We start from the raw sequence: 23,472 nt of genomic DNA, 5'->3' as shown, positions 1-23,472 counted from the left end.
AGTACCGGACTTAACACCGTGCACGATCTATTCCCAGGCTTTAGAGCATGGCTAAGGGGGAAACCATGACTACCGAGCAACACCAGGAAATCCTCCGCACCGAAGGATTAAGCAAATTTTTCCCCGGCGTTAAAGCGTTAGACAATGTTGATTTCAGCCTGCGCCGTGGCGAAATCATGGCGCTGCTCGGTGAAAACGGGGCAGGAAAATCGACGTTAATCAAAGCATTAACTGGCGTTTACCATGCCGATCGCGGCACCATCTGGCTGGACGGTCAGGCTATCTCACCGAAAAACACCGCCCACGCGCAGCAGCTTGGTATAGGCACTGTCTATCAGGAAGTTAACTTGCTGCCCAACATGTCGGTCGCCGACAATCTATTCATAGGTCGCGAGCCTAAACGTTTCGGCCTGCTACGGCGTAAAGAGATGGAAAAGCGCGCCACCGAACTGATGGCATCCTACGGTTTTTCCCTCGACGTGCGTGAACCTCTCAACCGTTTTTCGGTAGCGATGCAGCAAATCGTCGCTATTTGCCGGGCGATTGACCTATCTGCCAAAGTGCTGATCCTCGATGAACCCACTGCCAGCCTCGACACTCAGGAAGTGGAACTCCTGTTTGGCCTGATGCGTCAGCTTCGCGATCGCGGTGTTAGCCTGATCTTCGTCACTCATTTTCTCGATCAGGTGTATCAGGTCAGCGATCGGATCACAGTATTACGCAACGGCAGTTTCGTAGGCTGTCGGGAAACCCGCGAGCTACCGCAGATCGAACTGGTGAAAATGATGCTGGGGCGCGAACTGGATACCCACGCGCTACAGCGTGCCGGGCGAACATTGCTGAGCGACAAACCCGTTGCCGCGTTTAAAAATTATGGCAAAAAAGGGACCATCGCGCCGTTTAATCTCGAAGTGCGCCCTGGCGAGATCGTCGGCCTGGCAGGTTTGCTGGGATCAGGGCGGACAGAAACCGCTGAAGTTATCTTTGGCATCAAACCCGCCGATAGCGGCACGGCGCTGATCAAAGGCAAACTACAACCCCTGCGATCGCCACATCAGGCTTCGGTACTGGGCATTGGCTTCTGCCCGGAAGACAGGAAAACCGATGGCATCATCGCCGCCGCCTCGGTGCGGGAAAATATCATCCTGGCGCTGCAGGCCCAGCGCGGTTGGTTACGACCGATTCCCCGCAAAGAACAACAAGAAATTGCCGAACGCTTTATCCGCCAGCTTGGCATTCGCACACCTTCCACTGAACAGCCGATAGAGTTTCTCTCTGGTGGCAATCAGCAAAAAGTATTGCTCTCACGCTGGCTACTGACTCGGCCGCAATTTCTGATCCTCGATGAGCCAACTCGCGGCATTGATGTTGGCGCCCACGCCGAGATCATTCGCCTGATTGAAACGCTGTGCGCCGATGGCCTGGCGCTGCTGGTGATCTCCTCCGAACTGGAGGAGTTGGTGGGTTATGCCGACCGGGTGATCATCATGCGCGATCGCAAACAGGTGGCGGAGATCCCGCTGGCAGAGCTTTCCGTTCCGGCGATCATGAACGCCATTGCGGCGTAAGGAGAACAGTGTGATGCCTCAATCTCTCCCGGATACTACGCCGTCGAAAAGGCGTTTTCGTTGGCCAACGGGAATGCCGCAACTGGCGGCGCTGTTTCTGGTGCTGCTGATCGATAGCCTGGTGGCCCCACATTTCTGGCAGGTGGTGCTCCAGGATGGGCGTTTGTTCGGTAGCCCCATCGACATTCTTAATCGCGCCGCCCCGGTTGCGCTACTGGCGATTGGCATGACGCTCGTTATCGCCACCGGTGGTATCGATCTCTCCGTAGGGGCGGTGATGGCTATCGCCGGAGCCACAACGGCTGCGATGACGGTCGCGGGATTCAGCCTGCCAATTGTTTTGTTAAGCGCCCTGGGCACCGGCATCCTGGCGGGATTGTGGAACGGCATACTGGTAGCGATCCTCAAAATTCAGCCGTTTGTCGCCACCTTGATCCTGATGGTCGCCGGGCGCGGCGTGGCGCAACTGATCACCTCCGGGCAGATCGTCACGTTTAACTCGCCGGATCTCTCATGGTTCGGCGGCGGATCGCTGTTGTTCTTGCCAACGCCAGTCATTATCGCGGTGCTGACGCTTCTTCTGTTCTGGTTGTTGACCCGCAAAACGGCGCTGGGGATGTTTATCGAAGCCGTTGGTATCAATATTCGGGCGGCGAAAAATGCCGGCGTCAACACGCGGATCATCGTTATGCTCACCTACATGTTGAGCGGATTGTGTGCGGCAATTGCGGGCATTATCGTGACGGCGGATATTCGCGGCGCCGATGCCAACAACGCCGGATTATGGCTGGAGCTGGATGCCATTCTTGCGGTGGTGATTGGCGGCGGATCGCTGATAGGCGGGCGTTTTAACCTGCTGCTCTCAGTGGTAGGGGCGCTGATTATTCAGGGAATGAACACCGGGATTTTACTTTCTGGCTTTCCGCCAGAGATGAATCAGGTGGTGAAAGCCGTGGTGGTGCTTTGCGTGCTGATTGTTCAGTCGCAACGCTTTATCAGTCTGATTAAAGGAGTGCGTAGCCGTGATAAAACGTAACTTGCCACTGATGATCACCATCGGCGTTTTTGTGTTGGGCTATCTCTATTGCCTGATGCAGTTTCCCGGTTTTGCTTCCACAAGAGTGATCTGCAATATTCTGACCGATGACGCTTTTCTGGGGATCATCGCCGTTGGCATGACCTTTGTGATCCTCTCCGGTGGGATCGATCTCTCCGTCGGTTCGGTGATCGCCTTTACTGGCGTGTTTCTGGCAAAAGTGATTGGCGATTTCGGCCTCTCGCCGCTGCTGGCGTTTCCGCTGGTGCTGATGATGGGCTGTGCCTTCGGCGCATTTATGGGGCTTTTGATCGACGCCCTGAAGATCCCTGCGTTCATCATTACCCTGGCGGGGATGTTCTTTTTGCGCGGCGTTAGCTATCTCGTTTCGGAAGAATCGATCCCGATTAACCATCCTGTTTATGACACGCTCTCAAGCCTTGCGTGGAAAATCCCTGGCGGCGGCCGCTTAAGTGCGATGGGGCTGCTGATGCTGGCGGTGGTAGTTATCGGCATATTCTTCGCGCATCGTACCCGTTTTGGGAATCAGGTTTATGCCATTGGCGGCAACGCGACGTCGGCGAATCTGATGGGAATTTCCACCCGCAGCACCACTATTCGCATTTATATGCTCTCCACCGGGCTGGCAACGCTGGCGGGGATTGTTTTCTCTATTTATACCCAGGCCGGATATGCGCTGGCGGGCGTAGGTGTGGAACTGGACGCTATCGCCTCAGTGGTGATTGGCGGTACACTTTTAAGCGGTGGCGTCGGGACAGTGCTCGGAACGCTATTCGGTGTGGCAATTCAAGGGTTGATCCAGACCTATATTAATTTTGATGGTTCGCTCAGTTCGTGGTGGACGAAAATCGCTATTGGCATGTTGTTATTCATTTTTATTGCCTTACAGCGTGGATTAACGGTGCTATGGGAAAATCGTCGAGTTCGCCAGTAATGAGAGTAAGTTCAGAAAGTATACAAAAAGAGTAGAATTTACTGATATATAAGGATGTTATAAATGTGGGTAAAGGAAGGCGAGGAATTAAAGGCAACGTGCAAAAGCTGCGGTGTGAGTGTTTTACCGCCTGACGATTATTGCAAAAGTTGTACTGATAAAAAGCTTACGGGAATTGGAGGCTGGCTGTATTTTCCTGCTATTGGTTTAGTACTTGGTATTATTGCGAACATTTATTCAACTGTACGCACCTGGAAGCTTGCTCAGGCAATTCAGGAAGAACCGCTCAGGACAGTTCTTTTTCTGGAAACGGCTGGATTTGCCATTTTATTTCTGCTGGTAAGTTATACTACTTATCTGTTTTTTAAGAAAAAACGACAACTTCCACAATACTATATTGCCCTTCTTCTGGCGCTTTTTGCATTTAATGTTGCTGATATTTGGGGAACAGTGACATTAATCGGCGTTTCTTTTGATCTGAAGGATGCATGGGAGCTGCTGAAAAGCATCATCCATCTTGCAATCTGGATCCCTTACTTCCGCTTATCTAAGCGTGTCAAATTAACCTTCGTTAATTGATAATTAAAAACGCCGGATTGCTCCGGCGTTTTTAGACCGTTACGCGTCCGGGAACTCACGGATAAAGCGTTCGACATCTTCAACCATATGATCGTTGCCGACGAAGAACGAACGGCGCTGGTGCAGCGTTTCCGGGATGATATCCAGAATTCGCTCTTTACCATCACTCGCTTTACCGCCTGCTTGTTCCGCCAGGAACGCCATCGGGTTGCATTCATACAGCAAACGCAGTTTACCGTCCGGGTGGCTGGCGGTGCTTGGGTAGAGATAAATACCGCCCTTCAGCAGATTACGGTGGAAATCCGCGACCAGTGAACCGATATAACGTGAGGTATACGGGCGGTTGGTGGACTTATCTTCTTCCTGGCAGAATTTAATGTACTTCTTCACTCCGTTAGGAAACTTAATGTAGTTTCCTTCGTTGATGGAGTAGGTGTTTCCTTTCTCCGGGAAGCGCATTCGTTCCTGGCACAGGCAGAAAACGCCAAGTGAAGGGTCATAGGTAAAGGCGTGAACACCACATCCCGTGGTGTAAACCAGCATGGTAGAGGAACCGTATACCACGTAACCAGCAGCAACCTGTTTGTTTCCAGGCTGGAGGAAATCTTCTTCCGTTACCGGCGTGCCGACGGGCGTAACGCGGCGGTAAATGGAGAAAATGGTACCGACAGAGACGTTAACATCGATGTTGGACGAGCCATCCAGTGGGTCCATCAGCACAACGTATTTTGCGTGTTCACACCCGTCAAAGACGACAATTCCATCTTCTTCTTCGGATGCAATGCCTGCAACGATATCGCGCGCTTTCAGTGCGGCTTTCAGTTTTTCATTAGCGAACAAGTCGAGTTTTTGCTGAACCTCGCCCTGTACGTTCTCAGCACCGCTGGCACCCAGGATATCAACCAGTCCAGCTTTGTTAATATCACGATGGATAATCTTGGCGCCCAGTTTTATTGCCGACAGCAAAGCAGTGAGCTCACCGGTAGCATGAGAAAACTCGTGCTGCTTTTCGACAATAAATTCACCTAACGTTTTCATAAAACTTTCCCTGCAATGTTTATGGAGTAAAGCGACCGCAACAATCTTAACAAATAATCTGAATGTTGCGCTCAGGTGAATCGCGCCAGCAAATTACGGTTTATCCTGAAATGCGTTTCTCAGTTGCCCGACATATGCGTAAAATGAGCGGCAGATTAAAAAAGGATAGTGACGTATGCGCATTCATATTTTAGGAATTTGTGGCACGTTTATGGGCGGTCTGGCGATGCTGGCGCGCCAGTTGGGCCATGAAGTAACGGGTTCGGATGCCAATGTGTATCCGCCGATGAGCACCTTACTTGAGAAGCAAGGCATCGAACTGATTCAGGGTTACGATGCCAGTCAGCTCGACCCACAGCCGGATCTGGTGATCATTGGCAACGCCATGACCCGTGGAAATCCGTGTGTGGAAGCGGTACTGGAGAAAAACATCCCTTATATGTCCGGTCCACAGTGGTTACACGATTTCGTACTGCGCGATCGTTGGGTACTGGCCGTTGCCGGTACCCATGGCAAAACAACCACGGCGGGGATGGCGACCTGGATTCTGGAGCAGTGCGGCTATAAACCGGGTTTTGTGATTGGCGGCGTACCGGGGAACTTTGAGGTTTCTGCACGTTTGGGCGAAAGCGACTTCTTTGTTATCGAAGCGGACGAATACGACTGCGCCTTCTTCGACAAACGCTCCAAGTTTGTTCATTACTGCCCGCGTACGCTGATCCTCAACAACCTTGAGTTCGATCACGCCGATATTTTCGACGATCTAAAAGCGATCCAGAAACAGTTCCACCATTTGGTGCGTATCGTTCCGGGTCAGGGCCGTATTATTTGGCCGGAAAACGACATCAACCTGAAGCAGACCATGGCAATGGGCTGTTGGAGTGAGCAGGAGTTGGTGGGCGAGCAAGGTCACTGGCAGGCGAAAAAGCTGACCACTGACGCTTCCGAGTGGGAAGTGTGGCTGGATGGCGAAAAAGTGGGTGATGTGAAATGGTCGCTGGTCGGCGAACATAACATGCACAACGGCCTGATGGCGATTGCCGCGGCCCGTCATGTTGGCGTTTCTCCGGCAGATGCCGCTAATGCGTTGGGTTCGTTCATTAACGCCCGTCGTCGTCTGGAATTGCGCGGTGAGGCGAATGGCGTGACGGTATATGACGATTTTGCCCATCACCCAACGGCGATTCTGGCAACCCTGGCGGCACTGCGCGGCAAAGTTGGTGGTACGGCGCGTATCATTGCTGTGCTGGAACCGCGCTCTAACACGATGAAGATGGGGATCTGCAAAGACGACCTGGCGCCGTCATTAGGCCGTGCCGATGAAGTCTTTCTGCTGCAACCGCCTCACATTCCGTGGCAGGTCGCTGAAGTAGCAGAAGCCTGCGTTCAGCCTGCACACTGGAGTGGCGATGTTGATGCACTGGCGGATATGGTGGTGAAAACCGCCCAGCCTGGCGACCATATTCTGGTGATGAGCAATGGCGGTTTTGGTGGGATTCATCAGAAACTGCTGGATGGTCTGGCGAAGAAAGCGGAAGCTGCTCAGTAATTCTGCAGCCTTGCATGCTTATGTAGGCCGGATAAGGCGTTTACGCCGCATCCGGCGTTTGAGCATAGTGCCTGATGCGACGCTTGACGCGCCTTATCAGGCCTGGAGGTCCGCCGCATCCGGCAAACCATACTCACATCAACAACGAAAATTACCCGTCGTTTTCCGCTAATTCGCGCAGATACTGGAAAATCTGTCGCGCGGATTTCGGCGGTTTATTTCCTTCTTTCTCTTTCTTCGCGTTGCGGATCAGAGTACGTAGTTGCTGGCGATCGGCATCTGGCCACAGGTTCAATACTTCGGCGATGGCGTCATCACCGTGATCAATTAAACGATCGCGCAGATTTTCCAGTTTATGGAACAGCACCACCTGCTGGTTATGGCGGTTTTTTAGCTTATCCAGCGCCTGACGGATCGGTTCTACATCACGCTGGCGCAGCATCTTACCGATGAGCTGCAACTGGCGGCGGCGACCTTCCATCTTAATACGCTGGGCTAACTCGATGGCTGCACGCAGATCCTCATCTAATGGGATCTTATCCAGCGCGTTTTTCCCCAGATCAACAATTTCCGCGCCCAGGCGTTTTAGCTCCTCGGCATCACGTTTAATTTCACTTTTACTGACCCAGATAATTTCATCGTCTTCGTCTTCGATGTCATCACCGGGAACGTCGTCGAGCCAGTCTTCGGGCTGCTTAGTCATGTCAGGCTCCTTAAAAAAAGAGGCTAATGTTACCAGTTAAGATGCGCACTGAAAAACGGTTCTCTGTTAGACTTCAGAGAAACTCTCTACATTATGGCACTTGCAATGAAAGTAATCTCTCAAGTTGAAGCGCAGCGCAAGATTCTGGAAGAAGCAGTTTCGACTGCGCTGGAGTTAGCCTCAGGCAAATCGGACGGTGCGGAAGTTTCCGTCAGCAAGACTACCGGCATTAGTGTAAGCACGCGTTATGGTGAAGTGGAGAATGTCGAGTTCAATAGCGATGGTGCGCTGGGGATCACCGTGTATCACCAGAACCGTAAAGGTAGCGCATCATCCACTGATTTAAGCCCACAGGCCATTGCCCGCACCGTACAGGCGGCGCTGGATATTGCGCGTTACACTTCGCCAGATCCCTATGCAGGCGTGGCAGACAAAGAACTGCTGGCTTTTGATGCACCGGATCTTGACTTGTTCCACCCAGCGGAAGTTTCCCCGGATGAAGCTATTGAACTGGCTGCACGCGCGGAACAGGCGGCATTGCAGGCGGACAAACGTATCACCAATACCGAAGGCGGCAGCTTTAACAGCCACTACGGCGTAAAAGTTTTCGGCAACAGCCACGGTATGTTGCAGGGGTACTGCTCAACGCGTCATTCGCTCTCCAGTTGTGTTATTGCGGAAGAAAATGGCGATATGGAGCGTGATTACGCCTACACCATTGGTCGCGCGATGAGCGATTTACAAACGCCAGAGTGGGTTGGGGCAGAGTGCGCTCGCCGAACTCTATCGCGACTGGCGCCGCGTAAACTCTCCACTATGAAAGCGCCGGTAATTTTTGCCAATGAAGTTGCCACGGGTCTGTTTGGTCACTTGGTTGGCGCGATTGCTGGTGGCGCGGTCTACCGTAAATCGACCTTCCTGCTCGACTCGCTAGGTAAACAAATTCTACCGGACTGGCTGACCATTGAAGAACATCCGCATCTACTGAAAGGACTGGCATCCACGCCGTTTGACAGTGAAGGTGTGCGTACCGAGCGCCGCGATATCGTCAAAGATGGCATCCTGACCCAGTGGTTGTTGACCAGCTATTCTGCGCGCAAGCTGGGGCTGAAAAGTACCGGACACGCGGGCGGTATTCACAACTGGCGCATTGCTGGACAAGGGTTCTGCTTCGAACAAATGCTCAAAGAGATGGGCACCGGGCTGGTAGTGACGGAGCTGATGGGGCAGGGCGTGAGCGCGATCACCGGTGATTATTCCCGTGGCGCGGCGGGCTTCTGGGTAGAGAACGGCGAAATCCAGTATCCGGTGAGTGAAATCACCATCGCAGGTAATTTAAAAAATATGTGGCGCGATATCGTTGCTGTTGGTAATGATATTGAAACACGCAGTAACATACAGTGTGGTTCTGTTCTGTTACCGGAGATGAAAATCGCCGGGCAGTAAACAAACTGGCGCGACCTGCCGCGCTATAAACGAAAAAATTACACACAATTATTCGCGCTGCATCGAGATGGAAAGTGCATGAGAGCCGGGGAGCGTACTCGTATTATGTGACTCGGGCAAATGAGCGTAGCCGTCGATGAGGCAGTGTGAAGGATGAAGTGTAAATAAGAAGGAAGTGTGCAATGCGTAAAAGCCTGTTAGCTATTCTTGCTGTCTCTTCGTTAGTATTCAGTTCGGCGTCGTTTGCCGCTGGGCTGGAAGACAATATGGAAACCCTTAACGACAATTTAAAAGTGGTAGAAAAAGCGGATAACGCGGCGCAAGTCAAAGATGCGCTAACCAAAATGCGTGTCGCGGCACTGGATGCGCAAAAAGCGACGCCGCCGAAGCTGGAAGGCAAATCATCGGACAGTCCCGAGATGAAAGACTACCGCCATGGTTTTGACATTCTGGTTGGTCAGATTGACGATGCGCTGAAGTTGGCAGACGAAGGCAAAGTGAAAGAAGCACAGGCCGTCGCAGAGCAACTGAAAACGACCCGCAACGCCTATCACAAGAAGTATCGTTAATTCCTTATTGGGCGGTGAAACGTTACCGCCCAATGCTCTTCTCCTTTCATCACTTCCCCGCAGAATTTACTTTCAACACGGCCATTTCCCTGTGTATAGCCCCATTTACGCACAGTCAGGGAACGACTGACCAACCCACAAGAGGCCATTAAGGTCCGACTGGATGAACTATGAGCGGGCTTTTGAGCCGCGGGCGCTGAAAGAGTGGCAAAAACTGGACGTGACAGTCCGGGAACAATTTAAAAAAGGCTTGAGGATGTGCTGAAAAGACCGCGCAATCCATCGACTAAACTACGGGATTTGCCGGACTGCTACAAAATTAAGCTTCGCACACTGGGATATCGCCTGGTCTATCAGGTCAATGATAAAGAGTTGCTCGTGTTGGTGATAGCTATTGGTAAGAGAGAGTACTCAGCCGTTTATGAAGACGCGACAAAACGGCTGGATGAGTGACTAACGCAAATGATGCACCACCTGGTTGCTGCTACCGCGCCAGATCAGGGAAGGATCTTTTAAATCCTGTACAAATTTGCCATCGACCAGCACATTAATCAAATCAACAACCTGCATTTGCTCAGCGTTGAGTTCATCGAGTTTATAGCCTGTCCATACCCAGATGTCTTTACCCGGACACTCGGCGCGGATGCGTTGCACCAGTTTTAAAATGTCCGGCACGTTTTGCGGATGCAGCGGATCGCCGCCGGAAAGAGAAATTCCCTGGCGTTTAATGCGGGTGTCGTTCAGATCGTTGATGATCTGGTCTTCCATTGCTTTGGTAAATGGCTGACCGGAATTTAACCGCCAGGTGCTTTTGTTATAGCAGCCGGGGCACTCATGAACGCACCCTGAGACAAACAAGGTGCAGCGAGTGCCGGGGCCGTTGACGATGTCGACAGGATAGTATTGATGGAAGTTCATATTTCGCCTGGCTTATCAGTCCGCGTGTAGGCCGGATAAGGCGTTTACGCCGCATCCGGCATTTGCTTACCGCAGAGTGGGGATCAACCTATTTGCCCATTCCCCAAATGTTTAACGCGGCGCTTAACTTCTTCCTGCTTACCGGCGTTAAACGGGCGAGCATCAGGGCTACCTAAATATCCGCACACGCGGCGAGTCACCGACACACGGGAGGTGTCATGGTTACCACATTTCGGGCAAGTGAATCCTTTGCTGGTACATTCAAACTCGCCGGTAAAACCACACTCGTAGCACTCATCGATTGGCGTGTTAGTGCCGTAATACGGTACATGCTGATAGCTGTAGTCCCAGACATCTTCCAGCGCCTTCAGGTTATGCTGAATGTTTGGATACTCGCCGTAGCAAATGAAGCCACCGTTCGCCAGCGGCGGGTAAGGCGCTTCAAAGTCGATCTTGTCGTACGGGTTCACCTTTTTCTCCACATCGAGGTGGAAGCTGTTGGTGTAGTAGCCTTTGTCAGTTACGCCCGGCACCACGCCAAACTCAGCGGTATCGAGACGGCAGAAACGGTCGCACAGGTTCTCACTCGGCGTACTGTACAGGCTGAAACCGTAGCCAGTTTCTTCTTTCCACTGATCGACTGCCTGACGCAGACGTTCGACAATCGCAATACCTTTTGCGCGAAGCTGTTCGTTATCATAAACATGCTCGCCGCCGAACAGCGCGTTAATGGTTTCGTGGATACCGATGTAGCCCAACGATATAGACGCACGACCGTTTTTGAAAATTTCAGAAACGTCATCGTCGGCATTCAGACGTACGCCGCAGGCACCTTCCATATAAAGGATCGGAGCCACGCGTGCTTTCACGCCTTCCAGACGGGCGATACGGGTCATCAGCGCTTTACGCGCCAGCACCAGACGCTCATCCAGCAGCTTCCAGAAGGTGGTCTCATCGCCTTTCGCTTCCAGTGCAATACGCGGCAAGTTCAGACTGATGACGCCAAGGTTGTTGCGGCCATCGTGGATCTGTTCGCCGTTTTCGTTTTCCCACACGCCAAGGAAGCTGCGGCAGCCCATCGGCGTTTTAAACGAACCGGTTACTTTCACTACCTGATCGTAGTTCAGAATGTCCGGGTACATGCGCTTGCTTGCGCACTCCAGCGCCAGTTGCTTGATGTCGTAGTTCGGATCGCCGGGCTTATGGTTCAGGCCATCGCGAATCGCAAACACCAGTTTCGGGAACACCGCAGTTTTACGGTTTTTGCCGAGGCCCGCGATACGATTACGCAGGATAGATTCCTGAATCAGGCGCGATTCCCAACTGGTGCCCAAGCCAAAGCCAAAGGTTACAAACGGCGTCTGACCGTTGGCGGTGTGCAGGGTATTCACTTCATATTCCAGCGACTGGAAGGCGTCGTAGCACTCTTTGATGGTACGAGAGTTAGCGTAGCCTTCGGCGTCCGGGATATTCCACTCTTCGGCTGTTTTACGGTGTTTGTTGTAGCTGGCGGTAACAAACGGCGCCAGCACTTCATCGATACGGTTAATGGTGGTGCCGCCATAAATATGGCTGGCGACCTGAGCAATAATTTGCGCAGTCACTGCGGTAGCCGTAGAGATCGATTTCGGCGGCTCGATCTCGGCATTCCCCATCTTAAAGCCCTGGGTCAGCATGCCTTTCAGGTCGATCAGCATACAGTTGAACATCGGGAAGAACGGCGAGTAATCGAGATCGTGGTAGTGAATATCGCCGCGCTCATGCGCCTGCACCACATCACGCGGCAGCAGGTGCTGACGCGCATAGTGTTTAGCAACAATCCCTGCCAGCAGGTCGCGCTGGGTTGGAATCACCTTGCTGTCTTTGTTAGCGTTTTCATTGAGCAACGAAGAGTTGGTCTGCTCGACCAGGCCGCGAATCTCCTGGTTCAGGCGACCGCGTTTTTCACGTTCAATGTCGCGATCGTGACGGTACTCGATGTAAGCACGGGCCAGTTGTTTGTACGGGCCAGACATTAGCTGGTTTTCAACCGCGGTCTGGATCTCATTGATATCCACCTGGCTGCGGCCCTGCATCTGCTCGCTGACAATAGCGGCAACAGTGGCGCAATAATCAGCATCATCGACTTCCGCTGCTTTAGCTGCACGCAGAATGGCTTCTTTGATGCGCTCTGATTTAAACGGCACTTTGCAGCCGTCTCGTTTCATCACATGCGGTGTCATGATCGCTCCATATTTTTAAGAACAGGTTATCCACAGAAATTGGGAAAGGTGTTTTCCGGTTTTTTCGTTTCGTTTTCCGGCGCTTTCCACAATCACCATCCGTTTATCCACAACTCCATACCTTCTTAAAGGAAAGCTGTAGTAGCAATTATAGCCGATTAATACAACATATTGGGTTGGTGGGCATTTTAAAGTCTATATATAGTGCTTTGCATCAAGGATGTTTGAGGTTTTTTTGATGTAGCTCAAAGTAAAAAGCAGAGTGTACGGATGGCGGGCGCTACAGAGATATGTAAATTTTCTAATGATTTTCTGATTGGAAAATCAACAAAAACAAGATGCTTGTCGAGGCAGGCCCCGGAAATATTTGTTTTACCGGGGCATGGTGAAGAGTTATCGCTGCAACCACCAGACAGCCTCAAAAGGCCGTAATGTCATGGCGCATGGTTGTGGTGACGCTTCTTCATAGTTATGCATCAGAAGCTGCCAGTCACCGCGAATTTGCGTTGGCTGCCAGGATTGTACGTCACGGCTCAGGTTGGCAATCACCAATAGACTTTGTCCCTGCCATTCACGACGATAACACCACAATGCAGGGCTGATTGGCAGCAGATCCTGATAATTACCCCATGTCAGAATGGGTTCTTGTTTGCGTAGTGCAATTAACTTCTGATAGGTGTAAAACACCGAGGATTCATCGGCCAGCGCGGTTTCCACGTTGATTTCCTGATAGTTATCGCACAGGCCAATCCACGGCTTACCAGTAGTAAATCCTGCGTTATCGTCATTGTTCCACTGCATCGGCGTACGACTGTTGTCGCGAGATTTACTGGCAAGGATTGCTAATAACTCGTCGGCATCACGCCCATTGCTACGCAATTCAGCAAACATATTGAGACTTTCAACGTCGCGATAGTCGGTAATGCGCGTGAAATGCGGGTTGGTCATACCAATCTCTTCACCCTGGTAGATATACGGTGTTCCCTGCATACCATGCAGCACCATCGCCAGCATTTTAGCTGCTGGCTCGCGGTATTGGTCTTCATCGCCAAAACGAGAAACAATGCGTGGCTGGTCATGGTTACACCAGAACAAGGCATTCCACGCGATGTTGTGCATTCCCTGTTGCCAGTAGCGGAACAACGTTTTCAGTGCCACAAAGTCGGGTTTAGCCAGCGTCCATTTTTCACCATTGGGATAATCGACTTTCAGGTGGTGAAAATTAAAGGTCATCGACAATTCACTGCCTGTTAACGCTGCGTATCGCTGGCAATGTTCAAGGCTGGTGGAGGACATTTCGCCTACGGTCATTAACCCGCGTGGCGTAAACACATCACGGTTCATTTCGTGCAAAAACTCGTGTACACGTGGCCCGTCTGTATAAAAGCGGCGCCCATCGCCATCCAGATCGTTAGGGAAGTTCTGGTCCTTAGAAATCAGATTCACCACATCCAGGCGCAGCCCGTCGACGCCACGATCGGCCCAGAACTCACAGACTTTCTTCAGTTCCGCGCGTACCTCCGGGTTCTCCCAGTTGAGGTCCGCCTGTTCTGGTGCAAACAGATGTAAATAGTACTGTCCGCTTTCTGCGTGCCAACGCCAGGCATTGCCGCCGAATTTAGAACGCCAGTTGTTCGGGGGGATACCCGGTTCGCCATCACGCCAGATATAAAACTGACGATAAGGACTTTCTTTCTTCAGCGCCTCGTGAAACCAGGCATGTTGGGTAGAGGTATGGTTAAACACCATGTCGAGAATGACACGAATGCTGCGCGATTTTGCCTGTGTCACCAGTTCGTCAAAATCATCCAGCGTGCCGTAAGTGGGAGCAATCACCGTGTAGTTCGCTACGTCATAACCATTATCGACCTGGGGAGAGACATAAAAAGGCGTCAACCAGATAGCATCGACGCCCAGTTTTTGCAGATAGTCCAGGCGTTGGATAACGCCACGTAAATCGCCGGTGCCGCTGCCCGTGGTGTCCTGAAAGCTCTTTGGATAGATCTGGTAGATAACACCGTTTTGCCACCAGTGGGGAAGATGAGTCATTACGTATTTCCTGCAAATGCGAGGGGCGCAACGACGCCCCGAAGAAAATTAAACAATTTCAAGCGTGCCCAGGCGGTGTTTGCGCTGGTAGATAAACGAGGTGAGCACAATCGGAACGATGATGGCGACAGCCATTGCCAGCGCAAATACCTGCCAGTAGCTCGGCTGAATCGAGAGAATGCCCGGCAGACCACCAACACCAATGCCGTTTGCCATGACGCCGTTCAGGCCGCACAACAATCCTGCCAGGCCAGAACCTACCATCGCGCACAGCATCGGAAAGCGATATTTCAGGTTGATGCCGTACATTGCAGGCTCAGTGACTCCAAGCCAGGCAGAGATAGCGGCAGGTACGGAGATCTCGCGTTCATTGTTCTTGCGACTGGAGATGATAATGCCCATCACGGCGGAGCCCTGAGCAATATTTGAGAGGGCAATCAGCGGCCAGACAGGTGTGCCGCCCATGCTTTGAATCATCTGCATATCAATAGCAAGCGTGGTCTGGTGTACGCCGGTGATCACCAGCGGCGCGTAAAGGAAGCCAAACAATGCTGCGCCAATGGGGGCAAAGCTGCCGGTCATCAGGTGGCGAACCGCAAAGGCAACGCCATCGCCGATCATGCGACCAAATGGACCAATCAGCGCATGAGCGAGGAATACGGCGAGGATCAGCGAAAAGACCGGAACCACGACCAGATAAAGGTAATCCGGCACGATGCGCTTAAGGCGAGTTTCAATAACGCCCAGCGCCAGCCCAGCTAACAGGGCCGGAATCACCTGTGCCTGATAGCCAACTTTAGCGATGCTAAACATGCCAAAGTTCCATACTTCCGGCACCTGCTGCCCGAGCAGATAGGCGTTCATCAGTTGCGGAGAAACCAGCGTCACGCCCAGCACGATACCGAGGATCGGCGTGCCGCCCATTTTTTTCACCGCTGACCAGCAAATCCCGACCGGCAGGTAGAAGAAGATGGCCTCACCGATCAACCACAGAAAATCGTAGATCGTTTGCAGGGAAGGGTACATTTGCGCCAGCGTCTGACCGTTGCTCATGGGCAGATCGCCGATCACATTTCGAAAGCCGAGGATCAAACCGCCGCTAATCAATGCCGGGAGTAACGGGAAGAAGATCTCTGCGAAATGAGAGAGCAACTGCTCATGCCATTTCATATTCTGCCGGGCGGCTTTTTTCACCTGCTCTTTATCGACCTGCGCCTGGCCGGTTGTCGCTATCAGCGCTTGATAGTAATCGCCAACGTTGGTGCCAATGACGACCTGAAATTGCCCGGCATTGGTGAAGCAGCCTTTCACCATCGGCAGTTGCTCGATTTCTTTCGGTCTGGCATTGCCCGGTTGGTTGAGGACAAAGCGCAGGCGGGTAATACAGTGACTTACCGTTGCGATATTGCCGCGCCCGCCAACCAGTTCTATTAACTGATCAATATCCGCTTGATTAACTTTGCTCATCATAAAGCCCCGTGGCAGATGACATATTTGGTTGGCTGCAGAATATATTGTCGGGAACAATTAAAAAATGGGAACGTTCCCGAAACGTAGCGAAGATCACAAATTATCGTTCAGGAAACGCTCAGGAAAGAGTGGCGGGAATGATGATCTGCTGGGGGGCGCAACGTCCATTGATCTGCTCGATCAACTGGCTGGCGGCCTGTCGCCCGGCTTCCGCGTATCCGGGATCCACGGTGATGATCCCCGGGTGGAGGAACTTCATGAGCGGCGTATTACCAACGCTCGCCAGTTGCAAAGTGTTGATGTGCTGCTCTTGTAGGTACTTACTCGCGCCAAGCGCCAGCGTGTCAGTCGCACACAGTAAAGCGGTGGTCTCAGGCGTAATCACTTTTGCTACGTTCTCATAACCTTGCTTCATAGCAAGACCTGGCAGAGCGGCAACCGGATGCAGTTTATGCGTGTTGCAGAATGCCAGATAGGCTTCGTGGCGCCGCTTACCGGTTGTCACGTCACTGTGCGGCACGCCGAGATAACTGATATTGCGATGCCCCAACTCGAGTAGCCGTTGCATCAGGATGTTGATCGCTCCTTCATCGTCATAGCAAACTGAAGCAAAACCTTTGGCGTCGCGTGCCAGCAGAACCAGCGATGACTGCCAGTGGGCTAACATGTCTTCCGTTATACCGGTAAAACCAAATAGCACTACGCCGTCGATATTACGGCGTTTCAGGACGCCCAGGTGCTCGGCAACTAATTGCGGGGAAAATTGGCTTTCCATCATAATTGGGTCGTAACCCTGTTCATAAAATGCAGGCAGCATGGTCTGAACGGCGAGGTTTTCTGATAACGAATCCAGACGGGTAACGATAATGGCGACGACTTTATCGCTTTGTCCACGCATGGCACGTGCGGAACGGGAAGGGGAAAATCCATGCTGATTCATCACTGCTTCCACGCGCTCACGTGTGCGCTGGCTCACGCCGCTTTCGTTATTCAGTACCCGGGAAACAGTGGATTTTCCCACGCCGCTTAAGCGTGCGATGTCTTTGATGGTTAGTCGATTTTGCATCCTGTTATCCCGTAACGTGCGTTTAATTATTTGAGACTAACTTTACCTGCGTATATGGCAATGAGCAAAGTCTGGTTTATCGTTGGTTTAGTTGTCAGCGAGTATTATATCGCCATAAATGCTACGAATATTATTAGATTCTCCTTATTATTTGTGGCGCTATTTTTTCACTTACCGGAGGTTATATGGAACCTGATCCCACGCCTCTCCCTCGATGGAGATTAAAACTTTTCCGGTAAGCCCGTCTTTTCACGGCGTTACCGGATGCGTAAGGCCGTGACGTTTTAACGTCCCTGCTCATTTTTATTACCTTCAGGTAAGGTTTTACTACGCCTGAAGATATTTTCTGCACCATGCTTACAGGGTGCGGAGGGACTTCCTATGTTTAAAGAAATTTTTACCCGGCTAATTCGCCATTTACCTTCTCGTCTGGTCCATCGCGACCCGCTGCCTGGCGTGCAGCAGACAGCGAATACTCCGATCCCGCCTTCCTTAAGCGCGCATTGTCTGAAAATGGCGAATATGCCAGAAGACGAATTATGGAAAACCTTCGGCACGCATCCAGAAGGGTTAAATCAGGCGGAAGTGGAATCTGCCCGCGAAAAACATGGCGAGAATAAATTGCCCGCGCAACAACCGTCACCGTGGTGGGTACATTTGTGGGTTTGTTATCGCAACCCATTTAATATTTTGCTCACTATTCTCGGTGGGATTTCCTACGCGACGGAAGATTTATTTGCCGCAGGCGTGATTGCATTGATGGTAGGTATTTCTACATTGCTGAATTTTATTCAGGAAGCGCGCTCCACCAAAGCGGCAGACGCCCTGAAAGCGATGGTCAGCAATACCGCGACGGTGCTGCGGGTAATTAACGATAAAGGTGAAAATGGTTGGCTGGAGATCCCGATCGACCAGTTAGTGCCCGGCGATATTATTAAACTGGCAGCAGGAGATATGATCCCGGCTGATTTACGTATTTTGCAGGCTCGGGATCTGTTCGTCGCCCAGGCGTCGTTAACCGGCGAGTCTCTACCCGTTGAAAAAGCAGCAACCACCCGGCAGGCAGAGCACAGTAATCCGCTGGAGTGCGACACTCTGTGTTTTATGGGCACCACCGTAGTTAGTGGTACGGCACAGGCGATGGTGATTGCCACTGGCGCAAATACCTGGTTTGGTCAACTGGCGGGACGCGTTAGTGAACAGGAGAGTGAACCAAATGCTTTCCAGCAAGGGATCAGTCGCGTCAGTATTTTGTTGATTCGCTTTATGCTGGTAATGGCGCCCGTGGTGCTGTTTATCAATGGTTATACCAAAGGCGACTGGTGGGAAGCGGCGCTGTTTGCGCTTTCGGTTGCTGTGGGTTTAACGCCAGAAATGTTGCCGATGATTGTTACCTCGACGCTGGCGCGTGGCGCGGTAAAGCTGTCGAAACAGAAAGTGATCGTCAAACACCTGGATGCCATTCAGAACTTTGGCGCAATGGATATTCTTTGCACTGATAAAACCGGCACCCTGACACAAGATAAAATTGTGCTGGAAAATCATACCGATATCTCAGGTAAAACCAGCGATCGCGTGCTGCATAGCGCGTGGCTGAACAGTCATTATCAGACCGGGCTTAAAAACCTGCTTGATACAGCAGTGCTGGAAGGGATAGATGAAGAGTCTGCGCGCCAGTTGGCGAGCCGTTGGCAGAAAGTGGATGAAATTCCCTTTGATTTCGAACGCCGTCGGATGTCGGTAGTGGTGGCGGAGAATGCTGAACATCATCAACTGGTTTGTAAAGGGGCATTGCAGGAGATCCTCAATGTGTGTTCGCAGGTGCGCCACAATGGCGAGATTGTTCCGCTTGATGACACCATGCTGCGGCGTATTAAACGGGTGACTGATACGCTGAATCGTCAGGGATTGCGCATTGTTGCGGTAGCGACGAAATATCTGCCAGCGCGTGAAGGGGATTACCAGCGGATTGATGAATCCGACTTGATCCTTGAAGGCTACATCGCCTTTCTTGATCCGCCTAAAGAGACAACGGCGCCGGCACTACGAGCGTTAAAGGCGAGTGGCATCACCGTGAAAATCCTTACCGGCGACAGCGAACTGGTGGCGGCGAAGGTGTGCCACGAAGTGGGGTTGGATGCGGGAGAGGTGGTCATCGGCAGTGATATTGAAACGTTATCTGACGACGAACTGGCAAGCCTGGCACAACGTACCACGCTGTTTGCCCGTCTGACGCCGATGCATAAAGAACGCATTGTGACCTTGCTGAAGCGCGAAGGACATGTGGTTGGCTTTATGGGCGATGGTATTAATGACGCACCCGCTTTACGTGCCGCGGATATCGGTATTTCCGTGGATGGCGCGGTGGATATTGCCCGTGAAGCGGCAGATATTATTCTGCTGGAGAAAAGCCTGATGGTGCTGGAAGAAGGGGTCATTGAAGGGCGTCGTACTTTCGCCAACATGCTGAAATACATCAAAATGACGGCGAGTTCTAACTTCGGTAATGTGTTCAGTGTGCTGGTGGCGAGTGCTTTCTTGCCCTTCTTGCCGATGCTGCCATTGCACTTACTGATCCAGAACCTGCTGTATGATGTGTCGCAGGTGGCGATCCCGTTTGATAACGTCGACGATGAGCAAATTCAAAAGCCGCAACGCTGGAACCCGGCGGATTTGGGGCGCTTTATGATCTTCTTCGGACCGATCAGCTCGATCTTCGATATTCTGACGTTTTGTCTGATGTGGTGGGTATTCCATGCCAACACGCCGGAAACGCAAACGCTATTTCAGTCGGGCTGGTTTGTGGTGGGATTATTGTCGCAAACGTTGATTGTGCATATGATCCGCACCCGTCGGATCCCGTTTATTCAGAGCCGTGCTTCCTGGCCGTTAATGGTCATGACGGTGATCGTAATGATCGTGGGGATCGCATTGCCGTTTTCGCCACTGGCAAGTTATCTGCAACTGCAGGCGCTGCCATTAAGCTATTTCCCGTGGCTGGTTGCGATTCTGGCAGGGTATATGACGCTAACGCAACTGGTGAAAGGGTTTTATAGCCGCCGCTACGGTTGGCAGTAAACACGTGATGAAACTGACCTGAAATACTCTTTCAGGTCAGCCATTTATGCAAAGACCTGAACAAAAAAATAGATTACTGCAAAAATAAAAAAACAAATAAACGTCCAGCTCAAATTATAAAGGGCGCTGTAGTTATTATTTACAGAACGAGAGAGATAGATGTCTTCTTTTTTAATGTGTCTGGCGGAGATGTTGCGATACAGGCGAATATAATAAACACAATAAAGTAATAAAGGCGGTATTACCCATCCACCTGTAGGTTTGCCAAATATAAGCGTGAGTATAATGGAGACAGCAAAGAAAAGCAGAAAGACGATTTGCGCTTTGGATTCTATTTTTTTTAATTCACTTCTTACGCCTTCTGCGTGCTGTTCTTGCCAGCGCCGCAGCGTACTAACACTAAATTGATAGTGTTCACATAATTCTTTATTAGGCGCACCCTTTTTTGACTGCTGTAAAATTTCAGCAATTTGTTCATCAGTGAAACGGGCTTTAGCCATCTTCAACCCTCCGTGGTTGAATCAGATAATCCAGGCGCGAAACCTGGATTATCTTTTTGAAAGAGATTAGCGACGAACAGCGATCGCTTCGATCTCAATCTTCACGTCTTTCGGCAGACGGGCAACTTCAACACAAGAACGTGCCGGGAAGGTCGCATTGTGTTCGGTGAAGAAGGCTTCGTAAGTGGCGTTCACGGTTGCGAAGTCGTTCAGATCTTTTACAAACACGGTGGTTTTAACGATGTCGCCCACTTTCAGGCCAGCCGCTTCCACGATAGCTTTCACGTTATCCAGCGACTGACGCGCCTGTGCAGCTACGTCTGCCGGTACTTCGCCAGTTTTTGGGTTTACCGGGATCTGACCGGAGGTGATGATCATACTGCCCAGATCAACGCCCTGAACATAAGGACCGATGGCTGCGGGTGCATTTTCCGTCGCGATAGTTTTGCTCATGATTTCTCCTTTATTACAGCGGTAAAAAGTCTGGTTCATTATAGGGAGACAGACTTTTATTACCAACCGCAATTAATTGGCCAGCACCACATTATGCGAAAACTCTTTTTCGCAGTATTTACATTTGAGCGCGATATCATTGGCGCGTTTTCTCACTGCAAAGCTGGAAGAAACCGGTTCGGCATGGCTGATACAGTTGCTGTTCGGGCAGACCAACACATTATCAATACGTTCCGGCAAGCTGGGGCGCGATTTGCCTACGACTTCATAGTTGTCGATACGATTTACCGTGGCTTGTGGGGCGTACAGGGCCAGTTGATTAACCTGAGCGTCGGTCAGGAAGGTATTTTCGATTTTTATCAGATCCTTACGCCCCAACTCACCAGAAGGCAGATTCAGGCCGATGGTAATACGTTGATCTGTTTCGGTCAGCTTGAACAAACTCAACAGTTTAAAACCGATCTGGGCGGGGATATGGTCGATTACCGTGCCGCGTTTAATCGCTTCAACCTGCAATTTATTATCGTGTGTCATCTCTTTTTCCCCTTACAGTACCAGATCGCGATTCAGAACCAGTGCCAGTAACGCCTGGCGAGCGAAAATCCCATTACCTGCCTGCTGGAAGTACCAGGCGTGCGGCGTTTTATCAACATCGGTGGCAATCTCATCAACACGTGGCAGCGGATGCAACACTTTCATATTGGCTTTGGCGTTGTGGAGATCGCTGGCGCGTAGAACAAACTGCGCTTTCACGTTGGCGTATTCGGACGGGTCCAGGCGCTCTTTTTGCACGCGAGTCATGTACAAAATATCCACTTCAGCCATGACTTCTTCAATGGCGCTGTGTAGGCTCCAGGAGATACCTTTTTCATCGAGCATATCCAGAATGTACTGCGGCATTGCCAGCGCATCCGGGGCGATGAAGTAAAAACGGTTGCCGTCAAATTTCGCCAGCGCCTGAGTCAGAGAGTGAACGGTACGGCCATATTTCAGGTCACCGACCATCGCAACGCGAAGATTGTCCAGGCGTCCCTGGGTTTCCTGAATAGTGAACAGATCCAACAGAGTTTGCGTCGGATGCTGGTTGGAGCCATCACCGGCATTCAGCACCGGTACATTGCCAGAAAACTCAGTAGCCAGACGCGCCGCGCCTTCCTGCGGATGGCGCATCACAATCGCATCAACATATGTGCTGATAACCGAAATGGTGTCGGCCAACGTTTCCCCTTTTTTACCCAGTGACGTGTTGGCGCTGTCGGAGAAGCCCACCACGCTGGCGCCCAGGCGGTGCATGGAGGTTTCGAAAGAGAGGCGGGTACGGGTTGAAGCTTCGAAGAAGCAACTGGCAATCACTTTATGCTTTAGCAGCTCCGGTTGTGGGTTGGCTTTCAGTTTCGCCGCTGTCGCCAGCACCAGATTGAGGTCATCGCGACTAAGGTCGTTTATGGAAATGATATGTTTCTGATATAGCGGGTTAGCCATGTTTATCTCCTGACGCCTGGGCAAAAAAAAGCCCCTCGATTGAGGGGCTGGGAACGGGTGATCAACGGGAAGAAAAACGGCAGGCCAGCGTCTTTTTTCAGACGCGGTAAGACAAAATGTCGAACACACTGAACCATACATCCTCCCGGCAAATTGTCCGGCATTATACTCAGCCAGAAAGTGGGATCAAGCAGTTAATGCAATAATTTCCAAAAGTAAACGATTGTAGTGAATTTATATGCCTTAAAATTGAATTTATAACGCATTGTGTTTTCAAGTGTAATGGGGAGAAAAACATGCGCCAGCGCAATCTGGCGATAAAAAATGCTGGTATGGCAGTAAGGAATTACGTATAACGAGATAAATGAAACGATGTTTTAATTGAGGGAAATAAAAGATGATCATCGGAAATATTCATAATCTCCAGCCATGGCTGCCAGAAGAGTTTCGCCAGGCAATAGAGCACATCAAAGCGCATGTAACGGCAGAAACGCCAAAAGGTAAGCACGATATCGAAGGCAACCGTCTGTTTTATCTTATCTCTGAAGATATGACCGAGCCGTTTGAGGAGCGTCGTGCGGAGTACCACGCCCGCTATCTCGACATCCAGATTGTGTTAAAAGGGCAGGAAGGTATGACCTTCAGTACACAATCTGCGGGGGCGCCGGAAACCGACTGGTTGGCTGATAAAGACATCGCCTTTTTACCGGAAGGCGTTGAGGAGAAGACCGTCATCCTTAATGAAGGCGATTTTGTTGTGTTCTATCCGGGTGAAGTTCACAAGCCGGGTG

At 51.3% G+C, this 23,472-nt stretch carries 21 protein-coding genes and 2 pseudogenes; 11 read left to right on the top strand and 12 right to left on the bottom strand.

Translation table 11 applies throughout. The features are described 5' to 3' along the window. Positions 1–65: 65 nt before the first annotated feature. The 4 genes and pseudogenes from ytfR (at position 66) to EA14781_RS07245 (ending at position 4,138) form a co-directional block, all read left to right on the top strand. Entirely contained in the window at positions 66–1,568 is a 1,503-nt protein-coding gene (gene ytfR, locus EA14781_RS07260; RefSeq protein WP_000206169.1) for a galactofuranose ABC transporter, ATP-binding protein YtfR, read from the top strand. Between the two features lie 13 nt (positions 1,569–1,581). Continuing rightward, a complete protein-coding gene (ytfT, locus tag EA14781_RS07255; protein ID WP_002430357.1) occupies positions 1,582–2,604 on the top strand; it encodes a galactofuranose ABC transporter, ATP-binding protein YtfT in 1,023 nt (340 codons plus the stop codon). Beyond that, positions 2,591–3,594, top strand: a pseudogene (yjfF, locus tag EA14781_RS07250) (galactofuranose ABC transporter, permease protein YjfF). Before ytfT ends, yjfF begins: the two are co-directional and overlap by 14 nt. A 28-nt stretch (positions 3,595–3,622) precedes the next feature. Further along, complete coding sequence (locus EA14781_RS07245) at positions 3,623–4,138, top strand: DUF2569 domain-containing protein (protein WP_000270073.1); 516 nt, start codon at positions 3,623–3,625, stop codon at positions 4,136–4,138. Positions 4,139–4,177: 39 nt separating this feature from the next. On the opposite strand, the gene fbp is transcribed toward EA14781_RS07245, so the two are convergent. Beyond that, positions 4,178–5,176 carry a class 1 fructose-bisphosphatase gene (gene fbp / locus EA14781_RS07240; protein WP_000853759.1) on the bottom strand — a complete coding sequence of 333 codons (999 nt, stop codon included), beginning with the start codon at positions 5,174–5,176 and terminating at the stop codon, positions 4,178–4,180. Positions 5,177–5,351: 175 nt separating this feature from the next. Between fbp and mpl the strand changes: the two genes are divergently transcribed. Beyond that, on the top strand, positions 5,352–6,725 hold the full coding sequence (gene mpl, locus EA14781_RS07235) for a UDP-N-acetylmuramate:L-alanyl-gamma-D-glutamyl-meso-diaminopimelate ligase (RefSeq protein WP_001219801.1): 1,374 nt from the start codon (positions 5,352–5,354) through the stop codon (positions 6,723–6,725). A 151-nt stretch (positions 6,726–6,876) separates the two neighbouring features. On the opposite strand, the gene yjgA is transcribed toward mpl, so the two are convergent. Beyond that, on the bottom strand, positions 6,877–7,428 hold the full coding sequence (gene yjgA / locus EA14781_RS07230) for a ribosome biogenesis factor YjgA (RefSeq protein WP_000166283.1): 552 nt from the start codon (positions 7,426–7,428) through the stop codon (positions 6,877–6,879). A gap of 93 nt (positions 7,429–7,521) precedes the next feature. Between yjgA and pmbA the strand changes: the two genes are divergently transcribed. The 3 genes and pseudogenes from pmbA (at position 7,522) to EA14781_RS07215 (ending at position 9,896) form a co-directional block, all read left to right on the top strand. Next, positions 7,522–8,874, top strand: a complete 1,353-nt coding sequence (gene pmbA / locus EA14781_RS07225) for a metalloprotease PmbA (RefSeq protein ID WP_001162196.1) — start codon at positions 7,522–7,524, stop codon at positions 8,872–8,874. A 182-nt stretch (positions 8,875–9,056) separates the two neighbouring features. Further along, positions 9,057–9,443, top strand: coding sequence for a cytochrome b562 (cybC, locus tag EA14781_RS07220; RefSeq protein ID WP_001232259.1), 387 nt, complete (start codon positions 9,057–9,059; stop codon positions 9,441–9,443). Between the two features lie 163 nt (positions 9,444–9,606). Continuing rightward, positions 9,607–9,896: pseudogene (locus EA14781_RS07215) on the top strand (type II toxin-antitoxin system RelE family toxin). Here EA14781_RS07215 and nrdG read toward each other — a convergent pair. From nrdG to treR, 5 genes are all read right to left on the bottom strand, one after another. After that, positions 9,897–10,361: an anaerobic ribonucleoside-triphosphate reductase-activating protein gene (nrdG, locus tag EA14781_RS07210; RefSeq protein ID WP_001009170.1), complete on the bottom strand. Its 465-nt coding sequence runs from the start codon at positions 10,359–10,361 to the stop codon at positions 9,897–9,899. It abuts the pseudogene before it with no gap. Between the two features lie 83 nt (positions 10,362–10,444). Further along, on the bottom strand, positions 10,445–12,583 hold the full coding sequence (gene nrdD, locus EA14781_RS07205) for an anaerobic ribonucleoside-triphosphate reductase (RefSeq protein ID WP_000187766.1): 2,139 nt from the start codon (positions 12,581–12,583) through the stop codon (positions 10,445–10,447). A gap of 393 nt (positions 12,584–12,976) precedes the next feature. Beyond that, the gene (gene treC, locus EA14781_RS07195; protein WP_000149383.1) at positions 12,977–14,632 is read right to left on the bottom strand and encodes an alpha,alpha-phosphotrehalase; all 1,656 of its coding nucleotides are present in this window, start codon (positions 14,630–14,632) and stop codon (positions 12,977–12,979) included. A gap of 48 nt (positions 14,633–14,680) precedes the next feature. Then, positions 14,681–16,102 (bottom strand): PTS trehalose transporter subunit IIBC, encoded by a 1,422-nt coding sequence (gene treB / locus EA14781_RS07190; protein ID WP_002430354.1) that lies wholly within the window; start codon positions 16,100–16,102, stop codon positions 14,681–14,683. Between the two features lie 118 nt (positions 16,103–16,220). Further along, positions 16,221–17,195 carry a trehalose operon repressor TreR gene (gene treR / locus EA14781_RS07185; protein WP_256204631.1) on the bottom strand — a complete coding sequence of 325 codons (975 nt, stop codon included), beginning with the start codon at positions 17,193–17,195 and terminating at the stop codon, positions 16,221–16,223. 158 nt (positions 17,196–17,353) lie between these two features. Here treR and mgtL point away from each other — a divergent pair, with 158 nt between their 5' ends. After that, on the top strand, positions 17,354–17,407 hold the full coding sequence (mgtL, locus tag EA14781_RS24775) for a mgtA regulatory leader peptide MgtL (RefSeq protein WP_100207247.1): 54 nt from the start codon (positions 17,354–17,356) through the stop codon (positions 17,405–17,407). Between the two features lie 142 nt (positions 17,408–17,549). After that, positions 17,550–20,246, top strand: coding sequence for a magnesium-translocating P-type ATPase (mgtA, locus tag EA14781_RS07180; RefSeq protein ID WP_000471895.1), 2,697 nt, complete (start codon positions 17,550–17,552; stop codon positions 20,244–20,246). A gap of 44 nt (positions 20,247–20,290) precedes the next feature. Here mgtA and EA14781_RS07175 read toward each other — a convergent pair whose 3' ends face one another. The 5 genes from EA14781_RS07175 to pyrL all read right to left on the bottom strand — a co-directional run bounded on the left by EA14781_RS07175 (position 20,291) and on the right by pyrL (position 22,818). Continuing rightward, the gene (locus tag EA14781_RS07175) at positions 20,291–20,746 is read right to left on the bottom strand and encodes a transposase (protein WP_001029765.1); all 456 of its coding nucleotides are present in this window, start codon (positions 20,744–20,746) and stop codon (positions 20,291–20,293) included. Positions 20,747–20,812: 66 nt separating this feature from the next. Next, on the bottom strand, positions 20,813–21,199 hold the full coding sequence (locus EA14781_RS07170; RefSeq protein WP_000047542.1) for an enamine/imine deaminase: 387 nt from the start codon (positions 21,197–21,199) through the stop codon (positions 20,813–20,815). A 72-nt stretch (positions 21,200–21,271) separates the two neighbouring features. Continuing rightward, positions 21,272–21,733 (bottom strand): aspartate carbamoyltransferase regulatory subunit, encoded by a 462-nt coding sequence (gene pyrI / locus EA14781_RS07165; RefSeq protein ID WP_000148573.1) that lies wholly within the window; start codon positions 21,731–21,733, stop codon positions 21,272–21,274. A 12-nt stretch (positions 21,734–21,745) separates the two neighbouring features. Further along, positions 21,746–22,681, bottom strand: coding sequence for an aspartate carbamoyltransferase (pyrB, locus tag EA14781_RS07160; protein ID WP_000013053.1), 936 nt, complete (start codon positions 22,679–22,681; stop codon positions 21,746–21,748). A gap of 2 nt (positions 22,682–22,683) precedes the next feature. Then, positions 22,684–22,818, bottom strand: coding sequence for a pyr operon leader peptide (pyrL, locus tag EA14781_RS07155; protein ID WP_032156451.1), 135 nt, complete (start codon positions 22,816–22,818; stop codon positions 22,684–22,686). A 260-nt stretch (positions 22,819–23,078) separates the two neighbouring features. Here pyrL and EA14781_RS07150 point away from each other — a divergent pair. Continuing rightward, a partial coding sequence (locus tag EA14781_RS07150) for a YhcH/YjgK/YiaL family protein (RefSeq protein ID WP_042335484.1) occupies positions 23,079–23,472 on the top strand: 394 nt, incomplete at its 3' end.

It is taken from the genome of Escherichia albertii NBRC 107761 = DSM 17582 (assembly GCF_000759775.1).
Classification (GTDB): Bacteria; Pseudomonadota; Gammaproteobacteria; order Enterobacterales; family Enterobacteriaceae; genus Escherichia; species Escherichia albertii.
This window is presented reverse-complemented; position numbering and strand designations above follow the sequence as displayed.

Excerpts from the sequence above, each read along its gene's own strand:
- ytfR (WP_000206169.1), top strand. The coding sequence starts at position 66 with ATGACTACCGAGCAACACCAGGAAATCCTCCGCACCGAAGGATTAAGC.
- ytfT (WP_002430357.1), top strand. The coding sequence starts at position 1,582 with ATGCCTCAATCTCTCCCGGATACTACGCCGTCGAAAAGGCGTTTTCGT.
- EA14781_RS07245 (WP_000270073.1), top strand. The coding sequence starts at position 3,623 with ATGTGGGTAAAGGAAGGCGAGGAATTAAAGGCAACGTGCAAAAGCTGC.
- fbp (WP_000853759.1), bottom strand. The coding sequence starts at position 5,176 with ATGAAAACGTTAGGTGAATTTATTGTCGAAAAGCAGCACGAGTTTTCT.
- mpl (WP_001219801.1), top strand. The coding sequence starts at position 5,352 with ATGCGCATTCATATTTTAGGAATTTGTGGCACGTTTATGGGCGGTCTG.
- yjgA (WP_000166283.1), bottom strand. The coding sequence starts at position 7,428 with ATGACTAAGCAGCCCGAAGACTGGCTCGACGACGTTCCCGGTGATGAC.
- pmbA (WP_001162196.1), top strand. The coding sequence starts at position 7,522 with ATGGCACTTGCAATGAAAGTAATCTCTCAAGTTGAAGCGCAGCGCAAG.
- cybC (WP_001232259.1), top strand. The coding sequence starts at position 9,057 with ATGCGTAAAAGCCTGTTAGCTATTCTTGCTGTCTCTTCGTTAGTATTC.
- nrdG (WP_001009170.1), bottom strand. The coding sequence starts at position 10,361 with ATGAACTTCCATCAATACTATCCTGTCGACATCGTCAACGGCCCCGGC.
- nrdD (WP_000187766.1), bottom strand. The coding sequence starts at position 12,583 with ATGACACCGCATGTGATGAAACGAGACGGCTGCAAAGTGCCGTTTAAA.
- treC (WP_000149383.1), bottom strand. The coding sequence starts at position 14,632 with ATGACTCATCTTCCCCACTGGTGGCAAAACGGTGTTATCTACCAGATC.
- treB (WP_002430354.1), bottom strand. The coding sequence starts at position 16,102 with ATGATGAGCAAAGTTAATCAAGCGGATATTGATCAGTTAATAGAACTG.
- mgtA (WP_000471895.1), top strand. The coding sequence starts at position 17,550 with ATGTTTAAAGAAATTTTTACCCGGCTAATTCGCCATTTACCTTCTCGT.
- EA14781_RS07175 (WP_001029765.1), bottom strand. The coding sequence starts at position 20,746 with ATGGCTAAAGCCCGTTTCACTGATGAACAAATTGCTGAAATTTTACAG.
- EA14781_RS07170 (WP_000047542.1), bottom strand. The coding sequence starts at position 21,199 with ATGAGCAAAACTATCGCGACGGAAAATGCACCCGCAGCCATCGGTCCT.
- pyrI (WP_000148573.1), bottom strand. The coding sequence starts at position 21,733 with ATGACACACGATAATAAATTGCAGGTTGAAGCGATTAAACGCGGCACG.
- pyrB (WP_000013053.1), bottom strand. The coding sequence starts at position 22,681 with ATGGCTAACCCGCTATATCAGAAACATATCATTTCCATAAACGACCTT.
- pyrL (WP_032156451.1), bottom strand. The coding sequence starts at position 22,818 with ATGGTTCAGTGTGTTCGACATTTTGTCTTACCGCGTCTGAAAAAAGAC.